The 13,456-nt window shown below is 75.5% G+C and carries 12 protein-coding genes and 1 riboswitch; of the genes, 9 read left to right on the top strand and 3 right to left on the bottom strand.

Annotated elements, in window-relative coordinates; all coding sequences use genetic code 11:
* Nucleotides 1-59: 59 nt before the first annotated feature.
* From ACFVNO_RS17410 to ACFVNO_RS17370, 9 genes are all read left to right on the top strand, one after another.
* Nucleotides 60-1,532: a transcription antitermination factor NusB gene (locus tag ACFVNO_RS17410; RefSeq protein WP_355260077.1), complete on the top strand. Its 1,473-nt coding sequence runs from the start codon at nucleotides 60-62 to the stop codon at nucleotides 1,530-1,532.
* 164 nt (nucleotides 1,533-1,696) lie between these two features.
* Nucleotides 1,697-2,365 carry a ribulose-phosphate 3-epimerase gene (gene rpe / locus ACFVNO_RS17405; protein ID WP_355260080.1) on the top strand — a complete coding sequence of 223 codons (669 nt, stop codon included), beginning with the start codon at nucleotides 1,697-1,699 and terminating at the stop codon, nucleotides 2,363-2,365.
* A gap of 167 nt (nucleotides 2,366-2,532) precedes the next feature.
* Nucleotides 2,533-3,579 carry a phosphatase PAP2 family protein gene (locus ACFVNO_RS17400; RefSeq protein WP_378893732.1) on the top strand — a complete coding sequence of 349 codons (1,047 nt, stop codon included), beginning with the start codon at nucleotides 2,533-2,535 and terminating at the stop codon, nucleotides 3,577-3,579.
* Nucleotides 3,580-3,652: 73 nt separating this feature from the next.
* Nucleotides 3,653-3,783, top strand: a riboswitch (FMN riboswitch).
* Between the two features lie 115 nt (nucleotides 3,784-3,898).
* Nucleotides 3,899-4,537, top strand: a complete 639-nt coding sequence (locus ACFVNO_RS17395) for a riboflavin synthase (protein ID WP_355260086.1) — start codon at nucleotides 3,899-3,901, stop codon at nucleotides 4,535-4,537.
* A gap of 70 nt (nucleotides 4,538-4,607) precedes the next feature.
* Complete coding sequence (locus ACFVNO_RS17390) at nucleotides 4,608-5,897, top strand: bifunctional 3,4-dihydroxy-2-butanone-4-phosphate synthase/GTP cyclohydrolase II (RefSeq protein WP_220562531.1); 1,290 nt, start codon at nucleotides 4,608-4,610, stop codon at nucleotides 5,895-5,897.
* 34 nt (nucleotides 5,898-5,931) lie between these two features.
* Nucleotides 5,932-6,405, top strand: coding sequence for a 6,7-dimethyl-8-ribityllumazine synthase (gene ribH, locus ACFVNO_RS17385; RefSeq protein WP_220562530.1), 474 nt, complete (start codon nucleotides 5,932-5,934; stop codon nucleotides 6,403-6,405).
* A gap of 46 nt (nucleotides 6,406-6,451) precedes the next feature.
* The gene (locus ACFVNO_RS17380) at nucleotides 6,452-6,913 is read left to right on the top strand and encodes a PH domain-containing protein (RefSeq protein ID WP_255647281.1); all 462 of its coding nucleotides are present in this window, start codon (nucleotides 6,452-6,454) and stop codon (nucleotides 6,911-6,913) included.
* 153 nt (nucleotides 6,914-7,066) lie between these two features.
* Nucleotides 7,067-8,227, top strand: a complete 1,161-nt coding sequence (locus ACFVNO_RS17375; RefSeq protein ID WP_355260090.1) for an XdhC/CoxI family protein — start codon at nucleotides 7,067-7,069, stop codon at nucleotides 8,225-8,227.
* 155 nt (nucleotides 8,228-8,382) lie between these two features.
* Nucleotides 8,383-8,952 (top strand): NTP transferase domain-containing protein, encoded by a 570-nt coding sequence (locus ACFVNO_RS17370; RefSeq protein WP_378893941.1) that lies wholly within the window; start codon nucleotides 8,383-8,385, stop codon nucleotides 8,950-8,952.
* Nucleotides 8,953-9,050: 98 nt separating this feature from the next.
* Here ACFVNO_RS17370 and ACFVNO_RS17365 read toward each other — a convergent pair whose 3' ends face one another.
* The 3 genes from ACFVNO_RS17365 to ACFVNO_RS17355 form a co-directional block, all read right to left on the bottom strand.
* Nucleotides 9,051-9,965 (bottom strand): aldose 1-epimerase family protein, encoded by a 915-nt coding sequence (locus ACFVNO_RS17365; RefSeq protein WP_378893726.1) that lies wholly within the window; start codon nucleotides 9,963-9,965, stop codon nucleotides 9,051-9,053.
* Between the two features lie 64 nt (nucleotides 9,966-10,029).
* The gene (locus tag ACFVNO_RS17360) at nucleotides 10,030-12,735 is read right to left on the bottom strand and encodes a serine/threonine protein kinase (RefSeq protein WP_378893723.1); all 2,706 of its coding nucleotides are present in this window, start codon (nucleotides 12,733-12,735) and stop codon (nucleotides 10,030-10,032) included.
* Nucleotides 12,736-12,942: 207 nt separating this feature from the next.
* Complete coding sequence (locus tag ACFVNO_RS17355) at nucleotides 12,943-13,245, bottom strand: DUF2470 domain-containing protein (protein ID WP_378893720.1); 303 nt, start codon at nucleotides 13,243-13,245, stop codon at nucleotides 12,943-12,945.
* Nucleotides 13,246-13,456: the final 211 nt, after the last annotated feature.

Below are 13,456 nucleotides of genomic sequence, written 5' to 3'. Positions count from 1 at the left end.
CGACCGGGTGGGGCCGCGCCCCACCCGGTCACGTCCTTCAGGCCCAGGAGCAGCACACCTTGAGCGAGCAGTCCCGATCCCCGTACCGCCGTCCGCGCCGCGGGCCCCGCCCAGGCGGGGCACGGTCCGGCGGGGCCCAGGGCGCTGCCGCGAAGCCCGGCGCGCCCCGCGACCCGGCCCGCCGGGTCGCCTACGACGTCCTGCGCGCGGTCCAGGACCGCGACGCCTACGCCAACCTGCTGCTGCCCTCCCTGCTCAACGAACGCGGCATCGCCGGCCGCGACGCGGCCCTGGCCACCGAGCTGACCTACGGCACGCTGCGCCTCCAGGGGACCTACGACGCGATCATGGAGACGTGCGTGGACCGCACCCTGGCCTCCGTGGACGCCGAGGTGCTGCCGCTGCTGCGGCTGGGCGCCCACCAGCTGCTGTCCACCAAGATCCCGCCGCACGCCGCCGTCAGCGCCACCGTGGACCTGGCCCGCCGGGTGGTCGGCCGGCACCGGGCCAGGTTCGCCAACGCCGTCCTGCGCAAGGTGTCCGCCCGCGACCTGGACGAGTGGACCGGGGTCGTGGCCCCGGACCGCGCCGTCGACCCCAGCGGGTACCTGTCGGTGGTGCACAGCCACCCGCGCTGGATCGTCAAGGAGCTGGCCCGCGCCCTGGGGGAGCGGTCCAAGACGGGCCTGGTGGAGACCGAGCGCCTGCTCGCCGCCCACAACGAGCGCCCCAGGGTGACCCTGGTGGCCAAGCCGGGCCGCGCCACCGTCGAGGACCTGGTCGCGGCCGGGGCCGAGCCCACCCCGTACTCGCCGTTCGGCGCGCGGCTGACCGAGGGCGACCCGGCGGCGATCCGCGAGGTCCGCCAGGGCCGCGCCGCGGTCCAGGACGAGGCCAGCCAGCTGGTGGCGCTCGCCCTGACCCGGGTCGACGTCCAGGGCCGCGACGAGCTGTGGCTGGACATGTGCGCGGGCCCCGGCGGCAAGGCCGGGCTGCTCGCCTCGCTGGCCGGGCGGCGCGAGGCCCGCCTGGTGGCCTCGGAGGTCCAGCCGGCCCGCGCCGGGCTGGTCGCGGGCGCGGTGCGCCGCGCCCCGCGCGACGCCGGCCGGGCGATCGCCGCCGACGGCACCCGGCCGGCCTGGCGCCCCGGGACGTTCGACCGGGTCCTGGCCGACGTGCCCTGCACGGGTCTGGGCGCGCTGCGCCGCCGCCCCGAGGCGCGCTGGCGGCGCACCGGGGACTCCGCGGCCGAGCTCGCCCCGCTCCAGCACGATCTGCTGGTCAGCGCCGTGGAGTCGGTGCGGCCGGGCGGGGTGGTGGCGTACGTGACGTGTTCCCCGCATCTGGACGAGACCGACGCGATCGTGCGCCGCGTCCTGGCCGAGCGCGACGACCTCACCCTGCTGCGCGCCCCCGACCTGCTGGACGAGGTGCCCGGCCTGGCGGCGGGGGAGGACGGGAACTACGCGCAGTTCTGGCCGCACCGGCACGGCACCGACGCCATGTTCCTGGCCCTGCTGCGCCGGAACTGACGCGGCGCCCGGCGGCGCTCCCGCCCGGAGCGCCGCCGGGCTTTCCCGGCAGAACCGGACAAGCGTGATCTACATCGTCAAGTTGGTGCTTTTCGCGAAAGCACCCAGGTCCGACCGGACGCCCCGGCACCGCGGCCGCCACCGCCCTGGCTACACTGCCAGGCGTGGCAATCCAGATCTCACCCAGCATCCTCAGCGCCGACTTCGCGCGCCTGGCCGACGAGGCCGCCGCCGTCCCCAACGCCGACTGGCTGCACGTCGACGTGATGGACGGGCACTTCGTCCCCAACCTCACGCTCGGCCTGCCCATCGTCGAGTCCCTGCTCAAGGCGACCGACACCCCCCTGGACTGCCACCTCATGATCGAGGACCCCGACCGCTGGGCGCCCGCCTACGCCGAGGCCGGGGCGGGCAGCGTCACCATCCACGCCAAGGCCGCGAGCGCCCCCGTGCGCACCCTGCGCGAGATCCGCCGCCTGGGCGCCCGCGCCGGGCTGGCCCTCAACCCCGCCGAGCCGGTCGAGCCCTACGCCGACCTCGTGGGCGAGATGGACATGCTCCTGCTCATGACCGTCGAGCCCGGCTTCGGCGGCCAGAAGTTCCTCGACCTGGTCCTGCCCAAGATCCGCCGGGCCCGCGAGATCCTCGACGGCCGCGAGGCCTCCGTCTGGCTCCAGGTCGACGGCGGTGTCGGTGACGAGACCATCGAACGCGCCGCCGAGGCCGGGGCCGACGTCTTCGTCGCCGGGTCCGCCGTCTACGGCGCCCAGGACCCCGCCAAGGCGATCGACTCCCTGCGCGCCCAGGCCGTCGAGGCCGCCGCCCGGGGATAACGATCCCGGTGCGGCCGGGAACCCGACTGGCCACCGCCCCGCCGCACCCCCTAGGCTGGCGCACCGTAGTCGTCGATTCAGCTTGGTCGCGGCTCCGTCTTCCCCCCGCGCCGGCGGTCTGGGGGAGCGGCGCGGCGTGAGCACGTAGCCAAGCGCGGACACCTGGGGTGCGCGCTGTGATCATGGACGTGCTGTGGGACGCGGAGACCGCGCCCATCGAGTGGCTCCAGGGCCTGGCCGACTGGCCGGTCCTGCCGTTGACCGCCGTCACCGGCCTCGGTGCCCAGGCGGCCGTCATCCCCCTGCTGGCGCTGGTCTTCTGGTGCGTCAGCCCCGGCCTGGGCGGCCGGCTGCTGGTCCTGGCCATCTCCTCGTCGGTGGTCAACCACCTGCTCAAGCTCTTCGTCCACGGGTCGCGCCCCTCCTGGTACAGCGCGCAGATCGCCCAGCACACGAGCGAGTCGAGCTTCGGCATGCCCTCGGGGCACGCCCAGGGCGCCACGGTGGTCCTGGGGTACGCGGGGATCAGGTCCGGCCGCCGCGGGCTGCTGTGGGCCGCGCTCGCGCTGGCCGCCCTCATCTGCTTCTCCCGCGTCTACCTGGGCGCGCACTTCATCAGCGACGTCGTCGTCGGCGTCCTGCTGGGGGCGCTGATCCTGTGGGCGTTCCTGCGCTGTGAGGACCGCGTCCTGGCCTGGTGGCGCGGGCTGCCGACGGCGCGCTGGGCGTCCCTCGCGGTCGCGGCGGCGCTGGTGCCCTGCGTCCTGGCCGCCCTGTGGCGCTACACCGCCCGCGGCGACTGGACCGTCCCCGCCGAGTGGATCGGGGCCGTCCCGCCCGACCCGGCCGGGTACACCCTCTCCGGCGTCTACTCCACGTCGGGCGCGCTGCTGGCCGTCCTCGTCGGGCTCACGCTGCTGGACCGCCGCGGCTGGTACTCGGCCCGGGGGCGGATCGGCGCGCGCGCCGCCCGGTTCGTCCTGGGCCTGTCCGTGGTCCTGTGCATCGAGGTCCTCTCCCGGCTGCTGTCCGGGCCGCTCACCGGGATGGCCGACGCCGTCGCCTCCTTCGCCGCCTCCGGCGCGATCCTGTTCTGGATCACCTTCGGCGCGCCGGAGCTGTTCGTGCGCAGCGGGCTGGCGGAGCGCCCCGGCACGCCCCCCGGCCAGGGCGGACACGCGCGGGACCGGCTGGACGACCTGCCCGGGGCATGATCCCCATCACACGAACTATGCGCTGTTGCTACTGCGGCGTTAAGATCGTTGGCGTCTCAGACATCAGTTGAGAATGCGTGCTCCGGGGTCGGTGAAAGTCCGAACCGGCGGTGACAGTCCGCGACCCGGCCGAGTCCATCGGCCGGTTGAACCGGTGGAATTCCGGTACCGACGGTGAAAGTCCGGATGGGAGGCAGCACGCGTCGGGACGGTCTGTGCGCCGTGGTGCCCCCGTGCCCGCGGCCCTTCGCCGACCCGCCGTGGACGCATGTTCCGCACACGCCCCGGAGCCGTACCAGGCTATTGGGAAGGCAAGGGCGTGTTCACAGGAATCGTGGAAGAGCTCGGCGAGGTCGTCTCCCTCACCCCCGCGGGCACCGCGGGCGAGGCCGTGCGGCTCACCGTGCGCGGCCCCCTGGTCTCCTCCGACGCCGGCCACGGCGACTCCATCTCCGTCAACGGCGTGTGCCTGACCGTCGTCGACCGCGGCGAGGGCACCTTCACCGCCGACGTCATGAAGGAGTCCCTGGACCGCTCCTCCCTGGGCTCCCTGGCCGCCGGCTCCCCGGTCAACCTCGAGCGCGCCGCGCGCGTCGACTCGCGCCTGGGCGGGCACATCGTGCAGGGCCACGTGGACGGCACCGCCCGCCTGATCTCCCGGAATCCGGGCGACAACTGGGATGTTCTACGGTTCGAGCTGCCCGCCGGGCTGTCCCGGTACGTGGTCGAGAAGGGGTCGATCACGGTCGACGGCACCAGCCTGACCGTGTCGGCCGTCAGCGACCCGGGCGCGGCCCGGGGGTTCTTCGAGGTCAGCCTCATCCCGGAGACCCTGCGCGCCACCACTCTGGGCTCCCTGGCCGTCGGCGCCGCCGTGAACATCGAGGTCGACGTGGTCGCCAAGTACGTGGAGCGCATCACCGCCGTGGCCGCCGCCGAGGGCCGCGCGCACACCTGACCCCCGCCGGAGCGGACCCCGACGGGCCGCCACCGATCCCACACCACACCCACCGACACCTGGAGCGGGAATGACCGTCACCGACACCACCCCGGCCGCGGCCGACGCCGAGCGGCCCGTGGTCCTCGACCCGATCGAGGACGCCATCGCCGATTTCGCCGCCGGACGCGCCATCGTGGTGGTGGACGACGAGGACCGCGAGAACGAGGGCGACATCATCTTCGCGGCCGAGCTCGCCACCCCCGAGCTGCTGGCGTTCATGATCCGCTACACCTCCGGCGTGGTCTGCGTGCCCATGGAGGGCCCGGACCTGGACCGGCTCGACCTGCCGCTGATGACGGCGCGCAACGAGGAGAGCCTGCGCACCGCCTACACCGTGACGGTGGACGCCCGCGAGGGCGTCAGCACCGGCATCTCCGCCGCCGACCGGGCGCACACGATCCGCCTGCTGGCCTCCGCCGGGAGCCGCCCCACCGACTTCGTGCGCCCCGGGCACATCCTGCCGCTGCGCGCCCGTCCGGGCGGCGTGCTGGCCCGGCGCGGCCACACCGAGGCGTCGGTGGACTTCGCCAGGCTGGCCGGCCTGCGCCCCGCCGGCGTGCTGGCCGAGGTGGTCGAGGACGACGGCACCATGGCGCGGCTGCCGCGCCTGCGCGAGTTCGCGGACGAGCACGGCCTGAAGCTGGTGTCGGTGGAGCAGCTGGCCGCGTACCGCCTGGCGCTGGGCGAGTCGCTCACCGAGGAGGAGGCCCACCCGCCGCTGGTGACCCGCCTGGTGGAGACCCGCATGCCCAACCGGTACGGGCAGTGGCGCGCCGTCGGGTTCAAGGGCACGGCCGACGGCGCCGAGCACGTCGCCCTGGTCATGGGCGACCTGGGGGACGGCACCGACGTCCTGGTGCGGCTGCACTCGGAGTGCCTGACCGGCGACGCGTTCGGGTCGCACCGCTGCGACTGCGGCCCGCAGCTGGACGCGGCCATGGCCGACATCGCCCGCGAGGGCCGCGGCGTGCTCGTCTACCTGGGCGGCCACGAGGGGCGCGGCATCGGGCTGCTGCACAAGCTGCGCGCCTACGCCCTCCAGGACGAGGGGATGGACACCGTCGACGCGAACCTGCGGCTGGGGCTGCCGGCGGACGCCCGGGAGTTCGGCGCCGGGGCGCAGATCCTCGCCGACCTGGGCGTCTCCTCCGTGCGGCTGCTGTCCAACAACCCGGAGAAGGCCCAGGGCCTGGAGCGGCACGGGGTGCGGGTCAAGGAGCGGGTGCTGATGCCCGCGTTCCTCACCGCCGACAACGCCGCCTACCTGCGGACCAAGCGCGACCGGATGGGGCACGACCTGTCCGGCGTCACCGACTGACCCACGAGAACGAGACGACTGGAGCGAAGAAGCGATGAGCGGTGAAGGACGCCCGCAGGGGCAGGACGTCGACGCCTCCGGCATGTCGGTGGGCATCGTGGTGACCCGGTGGAACGCGCCGATCGTGGAGCCGATGCTGGCCAACGCGCTGGCGGTGGTCAAGGGGTCGGGCGCCGCCGAGCCGGTGGTGGTCCGGGTGGCCGGGGCGGTCGAGATCCCGGTGGTGGCCCAGGAGCTGGCCCGCCGCCACGACGCGGTGATCGCGCTGGGCGCGGTCATCCGCGGCGGGACCCCGCACTTCGAGTACGTGTGCCAGTCGGTGACGCAGGGGCTCACCGAGGTGGCGCTGCGCCAGTCCACCCCCGTGGGCAACGGCGTGCTGACCTGTGACACCCTGGAGCAGGCGCGGGACCGCGCCGGCCTGCCGGGCAGCGCGGAGGACAAGGGCGCCGAGGCGGCCCTGGCCGCGCTGGAGGCGGCCGTGGTCCTGCGCGGACTGCGGAGCTAGGCCGTTCGGGGAGTGGGGGTCACGAGTGCGGACGAGGGAACAGACCGTGGACGAGGCGGCGCGGCGGCCTGAGGGGCCCAGGGTCTGGCGTCCCCGGGCGGTGCGGATGGTCGCCTACGGGCTGGGGCTGCTGATCGTGGCCACGATGGCCGTTCTGGCGTCGGTGCTGCCGGGCGACTGGCGGTTCATGGACCGGCTGCTGCTCGTGGGCGTGGGCCTGGCGATCGCCGCGACCCTGCACCTGCTGGCCCGGCCCAGGCTGGAGGCGTCGCGGGACGGGGTGACGGTGGTCAACAGCATCCGCACGCACGTGCTGTCGTGGGCGGAGATCGTGGACGTGCGGATGCCCGAGGGCGAGCCGTGGCCGTCGGTGGACCTGTCCGACGGGACCACGCTGGCGGTGATGGGCATCCAGAGCGCCGACGGCGACCGGGCCCGGGCCGCCCTGGAGGAGTTCCGGGAGCTGCTGCGCGAGCGCGGCGAGGCCGCGGAGCCGGACCGGGACTGACCCCGGGACCCGCGGTCCCGCCCGCCTTGTGCGAACGTCCAACGGGAGCCTTCGTTTCTTGACGGAACGGAGGCTCCCGTCATGCCGGGCGGAGCACATAGTTTGGTGGTGAAGGCCACAGAACGTGGAAGCCGACGGGGAGCGGGGGGCCGCGTGCGCGATATCCGAGAGGCCGTGGCGGAGATGTACGCCTCGGGGGAGAGGTTCGCCGTCGCGACGGTGATCGACACCTTCAAGAGCGCGCCGCGCCCGGCCGGGGCGGCGATGGCGGTGAGCGCCTCGGGGGAGGTCGTCGGGAGCCTGTCGGGGGGCTGCGTGGAGGGCGCGGTCTACGAGGAGGCGATGGAGGCGATCCGCACCGGGGTACCGGTGCGCCGGACCTACGGCGTCGCCGACGAGGACGCCTTCAGTGTGGGGCTGACCTGCGGCGGGACCCTGCACGTGTTCGTGGAGCCGGTGGACCGCGGGCTCCACCCCTCGCTGGGCTCGGTGCTGGGCGCCCTCGACGAGCACCAGCCGGTGGCGGTGGCCACCGTCGTGTCGGACCCCTCCGGCGGGGACCGGGTGGGTCGGCGCCGGGTCGTGTGGCCCGGGCACGCCGAGGGCGACGTGGGCGGCGACCGGCTGAACGACGCCCTGGACGACGACGTGCGCGGCATGCTGGCCCAGGGCACCACGGGCCTGCTGCGCTACGGCGCGGACGGGCAGCGGCGCGGTGACGAGCTGGAGGTGTTCGTGCAGGCGTTCGCGCCGCCGCCGCTGATGCTGGTGTTCGGCGCGATCGACTTCGCGGCGGCCGTGGCCAGGATGGGCGCCTTCCTCGGCTACCGGGTGACGGTGTGCGACGCCCGCCCGGTGTTCGCCACCGCCAAGCGGTTCCCCGCCGCGGAGGAGGTGGTGGTCAAGTGGCCGCACGTGTACCTGGACGAGGTGGCCGACCGCGTCGACGAGCGCACGGCGATCTGCGTGCTCACCCACGACCCCAAGTTCGACGTGCCGGTGCTGACGGCGGCGCTGCGCACCCGCGCGGGGTACATCGGGGCGATGGGGTCGCGGCGCACCCACGAGGACCGGATGGCGCGGCTGCGCGAGGCGGGGCTGTCCGAGGGGGAGCTGGCGCGGCTGCACTCGCCGATCGGCCTGGACCTGGGGGCGCGGACCCCGGAGGAGACGGCGGTGTCGATCGCCGCCGAGCTGGTGCGCTCCCGCTGGGGCGGCAGCGGCCGGGCGCTGAGCGAGACCACGGGCCGGATCCACCGGGACGTCACCGTGGCGCCCTTCCTTCCGGCCGGATTCGGTCACGTCGAGAGGTGAACCGGAACACGGGGGCGGGCGGAACCGCAGGTCGTCCCCGGCGCCCGGACCGGGGCGGGGAAGACTTTCGGACGGGGTCGCCCGGGCGGCCGGTGCGCGGTGCCCGCGCGTGGCATCATCGCGTCATGGGAAGCGGCGTGGGGGAACACGGCCGGGTGGCGGGGCTGCTGCTGGCCGCCGGCTCCGGGAGCAGGCTGGGCAGGCCCAAGGCGCTGGTCGAGGTCGGCGGTGAGCGCCTGGTCGACCGGGGGGTGCGCACCCTGCGCGCCGGCGGCTGCGCGCCCGTCGTGGTGGTGCTGGGCGCCGCGGACACGGCGGTCCCCGACGCCTGGACGGTGCTCAACCCGGAGTGGGCCTCCGGGATGGGCTCGTCGCTGCGGGCCGGGATCGACGCCCTGCCCGACGGGGTCGACGCGGTCCTGATCTCGCTGGCCGACCAGCCGCTGGTCACGCCCGAGGCGGTGGCCCGGCTGGTGGCGGCGCACGCCGAGGGCGCCCGCGCCGCGGTGGCCACCTACCGGGGCAACCAGCGCAACCCGGTGCTCATCGGGCGCGAGCACTGGTCCACGGTGCACGCCATGGCCGTCGCCGACGTGGGGGCGCGCCCGTTCCTGCGCGCCTACTCCCACGTGGTCACCCCGGTGGCCTGCGACGGCGTCGCCAGCCCCGAGGACATCGACACCCAGGAGGACCTGCTGCGCCTGCGCGACCTGATCGGCCGCTAGAGCGGCGTTCTTTCGAACCTCCGCCGCGCTTCGGCCCGCCCGCCGCCGGCCACCGCCCCGGACGTCTCCTCCGGGCCTTCAGGACCCCGCCGGGCGCTTCACACAGCGGAGGCGGTGATGCCGAAGGCGTGCCGGGTGGTCGCGCCGGGTTCCAGGACGATGAGCCCGGTGCCGGTGTTGAACGCGTCCGGCGGGCAGGTCATGGGCTCCACGGCCAGGTGGGCGCGGCGGTCGGCGCCGGCGAGGGTGTCGGAGCTGAACAGCTGCAGGTACCCGAAGCTCGCGTCGCACCACACCGAGACCCGGTGGCGGGGCCCGTCCACGTGGGTCCAGGCCCGGCCGTCGGCGTCGCGCTCCCCGATGACGAAGGCGGTGTCCAGGACGGTGTCGCCGAGCCCGCGGCCGGGCGGGCGGAAGTCCATGCCGGTGCCCTGTACCGGGACCGGGTCCCCGACCGGCAGCAGCCGGTCGTCGACGGGCTGGCGGGCGGCCACGGGAGCGCTCAGCGTGAGCTCCCCGCGGTCGGCCAGGTCCCGCACGGGCTCGCCCAGGTCCAGGTAGGGGTGGAAGCCCAGCCCGAACGGCGCGGGTGAGTCCCCGGTGGCGCGCGCGGTGGTGGTGACGGTCAGGCCGTCCCCGTCGAGCCGGTAGGCCAGGTCCAGTGCCAGCGGGAAGGGGTAGCCGGCGGTGGCGGGCAGGTCCAGGTGCAGCACGGCCTCCGCGTCGGAGGTCCGCACCGGGGTCCACACCCGGTCGTGGACCAGGCCGTGGATGGCGGACCCGGTGGCGGGGTCGTTGACCTCCAGCGTGTACTCGCTCCCGCCGAACCGGTAGCGGCCCCGGCCGATCCGGTTGGGCCAGGGGGCGAGCACCTGTCCCTGGAACGCGGTGGGTGTTCCGGTGTAGGGCCACACCAGGTCCCGCCCCCGCCAGGTCAGCGCCTGGAGCGCGGCGCCTTCGACGGCGACGCGCGCGCCGAAGTCCCCCGAGCGCAGTTCGATGGTCTCTCCCACGTGCGGCCTCTTCCTCGTGCCCGGTTCCCCACCGCGGTCCGGCCCCTTGCCGAACCGGGAGATCTTAACCGAGCAGGCCGTCGAGCGGGATGAGCACACCCGAGCCCAGCGCCAGCAGTCCGGTGGACAGCAGCACCACGAGCATGAACACCGACCCGGCCACGGCCATCCGGTACGCGGCCAGGCGGCGGCGCGCCCGCGAGGAGTCCTTCTTGCTCGCCGCGGTGCGGCCCATCGCGATGAGCGCGACGGACAGCAGCACCGGGAGCGGCCAGGAGGCGCCCAGCTCGCCGGGCAGCAGCCCGGTGACCGCGCCGGCGGCGTCGGCCAGCGTTCCCAGGAGCGGCCCGTGGGCGGCGTCGAGCAGCCCGGTGTAGGCGTCGGTGACGAACGGGCTCTGCGGGTAGAAGCCGTCCTCCGGGCGCAGCGCCCGGCCCAGCCCGTCGACCAGGCCCAGCAGGGCGGCCGGGTAGGCGAAGCGGCGGCACCTGCCGGCGGACATGGCCTTCTGGATCTGGGTCATGGTGCGCTGGACCCGTTTGGCGGCGCGCTCCTGCTGCCTGCGGGCGGCGCCGGGGTCCTGCGGTCCCGTGTTCCGGTCGTCGGGCCGCTGCGCGGCGCCCCACCGGTTCCAGCGGGGGCGGGCGGCGTCCTGCGGCGCGGTGCCGCCGACCACGGGGGTGTCGCCGGTGGCGGCCTCGGCCCGGCGGCGGCGCGCGTCGGAGACCCGGCCGCGGGTCTCGTCCCAGCGGGCCCGGGCCGAGCCGGTCAGCGCGGCCCACCGGTCCTGGCGGCGGGCCCGGCCGTCGGCGCGTTCGCGGTCGGCGATGGATCCGCCGATGCGGACGGCCTCGGGGAGGAGCAGCACGGCGGTGAGCAGGGCGGCGCGCGGGGCGATCGGGTCGCCGCCGCCGTCGCGCAGGCCGGTGCGGCGCTGCTCGTTCCACCAGGGGGCGTGCGGGGCGGGGCTGCGCTGGGCCGGGTGCCAGGACTGGCGGCGCAGCAGGGCGCGGTGCCGGGAGGCGGTGTCGGGTTCCAGGACCAGTTCGACGGCGCGCGCCCAGGTGGTGTCGATCTCGTGGGCGGCGGGCCGGTCCGGCCGGTCGGCCCCGGGGCCGGTGACGCGGTCCAGGGTCTCGGTGACCCGGCGCATCAGCAGGGGGACCTCGTGCTGGGCGCGTTCGAGCAGGACGCAGCGGCCCGAGCCGTCGCTGCGGCAGCCCGGGTGGGGGCACCAGTGCTGGGAGGCCAGGCCCACCGCGCCCGACTCCAGGGCCTCGCGCACCACGGCGTGCCGGCTGGCCTCGCCGGTGGCCAGCTCCAGCAGGCCGTCGGCGCTGATCTCGTGGCCGCGGTAGCGCGGCGGCATGCCCGGCACGTAGCGGGCGGCCAGGGCGCTGATGGCGATGTGCGCGCGCTCGGGGTGGCCGTCCAGGCCGGTGAGGTAGGCGCGGTCGAAGGTGTGGTCCTTGACCTCGCGGTCCAGCCAGGTGCGCAGCTCCGACCAGTGGGTGCGCAGCCACAGGGCGCCGGTCTCGGAGCGGTCCAGCAGGTCGAAGGCCAGGCTCGGCGGGTCCTCGTGGGAGGCCCCGGCGAACACGATGGGGCGCAGCCGGCGCGCGGTGCGCAGGGCGGGCCGCTCCCCGGCCAGCCACTGGGCGACCTCGGCGTACCCCCAGCGGGCGGCGGGGGAGGGGGCGAGCAGTCCGCGCACCAGCAGCCGCCAGTGCTCGTCGGTGACGGCGGAGATGTCCACCTCGGAGTTGCGGGCGGTGAGCCAGTTGCCGCCGCGGTCGGGGCGGCGGCCGGTGACCAGCTCGTGCGCCATCACGCCCAGGGACCACCAGGCGGCCGGGGCCTCGCGGCGGCCCTCGACGACCTCGGGGGCGGCGTAGTCCTCGGTGATGGCCAGGCCGCCGTAGACGCGGCTCATGGTGGCGCGGACGGCGCCGCCGAAGTCGGTGAGCGCCAGTACCGGCGGGTCCAGGGAGCGGACCAGCAGGTTCTCGGGCTTGACGTCGGTGTGGTTGTGCTGGAGGTCGTCCTGCCAGTGGCGCAGGCACTCGGCGACGGCGGAGACGACGGCGCGGGCGCGGGCGTCGTCCAGCGGGGCCCGGTCGATGACGGCGCGCAGGGAGCCGTGCTCGAAGTACTCCTGGGCCTCCCAGGCCAGGTCCTCCTCCCAGGAGCTCTTGGCGTGGCCGTAGCCCTGGACGGCCGGGGTGTGCGGGGAGGCGGTGCCTCGGGCGCGCAGCCGGTCCAGCAGCTCGCGGTTGATGTCGTGGCCGGGCCGGTACACCTTCAGCGCCAGGCGGCGGCCGGGGGAGTCGGTGGGTTCGACCAGGTAGACGACGGCCTCGCCGCCCGCGCCGATGCGGTCCAGGACCTGGTAGCGGCGGCGCAGCTCGGCGGGGACGGCGTAGTCCAGGTCGCTGGCCGGGCCGACGACGACCCGGGAGACGAGGCGGGCCAGCCAGTCCAGGAAGGGGCCGAACAGGGTGCGCCACCAGGGGGCGCGGGCGTCGCCGCCGGGGCGCGGGGCGCCGGGGCCGGCGGTGGCCGCGGCGGGCCGGTCCACCCGGGTGGGCGGGGCCGCCGGGCCGGGGCCCTGGACGCGGGTGGGAGGGGTCGCGTCGCGGCCGGAGCCCGGCCGCAGGACACGGGTGACCCACCGCGTGGCCCGCGGGGCGGGATCCGCCTTGGCGGTGGGCGCGGTGGGTTCGATCCGTTGCGTCGGCGCGTTGTCGTCACCGGTGTGGGGCGTGACCATGGAGGTCGGTGCCGTCCTTCGGTTGCGTGGGTGTCGTGGCCGGGATCGGCGGGCCGTTTCCAGGTTAGATGCCCGGCGACGGTCGGTGTCGACCGTGCGCCCGCGGACCCCTGTCGACGATGCGCGCCTCTCCCCGTCTTTCACCCTCTAGGACTCCGGTCACGCCCTCCGGGTTCCCGCTGTACGGGTCCGTTCGCTCACAGGCCGTCAGTGGCCGCGCGGGGTGACGCCGAGCTTCTCGCAGGCCTCCCGGTACATCCGCACGACCTCCTGCCGGATCTGGGCGCGCTCGGTGAGCGGGTGGGCCCAGGGGATCCGCACGGTGTGCTCGGTGCCGCCGACGGTGACGGCGTACTCCCCGGCCTCCCCGTCCAGGCCGGTCATGCGGGCCCCGGTGGCGTCGGGGTGCCCGCCCAGGGCGCGGCAGATCAGCAGGGTGTCCTCGGGGTGGTCGCCGTTCATGTGGGCGGTGACGGCGGTGACGACCTCGGGGGAGAAGGGGCCGGACATGGCGGTCCTTCCTGTCGGGCGCGGGTGCGCGGGGCGAGGGGCGGGGACCGTCCCGCCCCGGTCGACGATAGCCGAGCCCTCCCGAAGATGGCGACACAGTGTCGTCAAAGTCCGGTGTCGTCCGAACCCGGGGCCGCCCCCGGCGGCCGGGGACGGCCCCGGGGAAAGGCGAAGGCGCCCGCGGGACGGACGTCCGCGGGCGCCATCGGAG

The organism is Nocardiopsis sp. NPDC057823 (genome assembly GCF_042797335.1).
In the GTDB taxonomy this organism is placed as follows: domain Bacteria; phylum Actinomycetota; class Actinomycetes; order Streptosporangiales; family Streptosporangiaceae; genus Nocardiopsis; species Nocardiopsis changdeensis.
The sequence above is the reverse complement of the archived record's forward strand: the minus strand, read 5'-3'. Positions and strand labels throughout refer to the sequence as shown.

What these genes read in the sequence shown, in the direction of transcription:
- ACFVNO_RS17355 (WP_378893720.1), bottom strand. Translation starts at nt 13,245, where the DNA reads ATGTCCGGCCCCTTCTCCCCCGAGGTCGTCACCGCCGTCACCGCCCAC.
- ACFVNO_RS17390 (WP_220562531.1), top strand. Translation starts at nt 4,608, where the DNA reads ATGACCGTCACCGACACCACCCCGGCCGCGGCCGACGCCGAGCGGCCC.
- ribH (WP_220562530.1), top strand. Translation starts at nt 5,932, where the DNA reads ATGAGCGGTGAAGGACGCCCGCAGGGGCAGGACGTCGACGCCTCCGGC.
- ACFVNO_RS17360 (WP_378893723.1), bottom strand. Translation starts at nt 12,735, where the DNA reads ATGGTCACGCCCCACACCGGTGACGACAACGCGCCGACGCAACGGATC.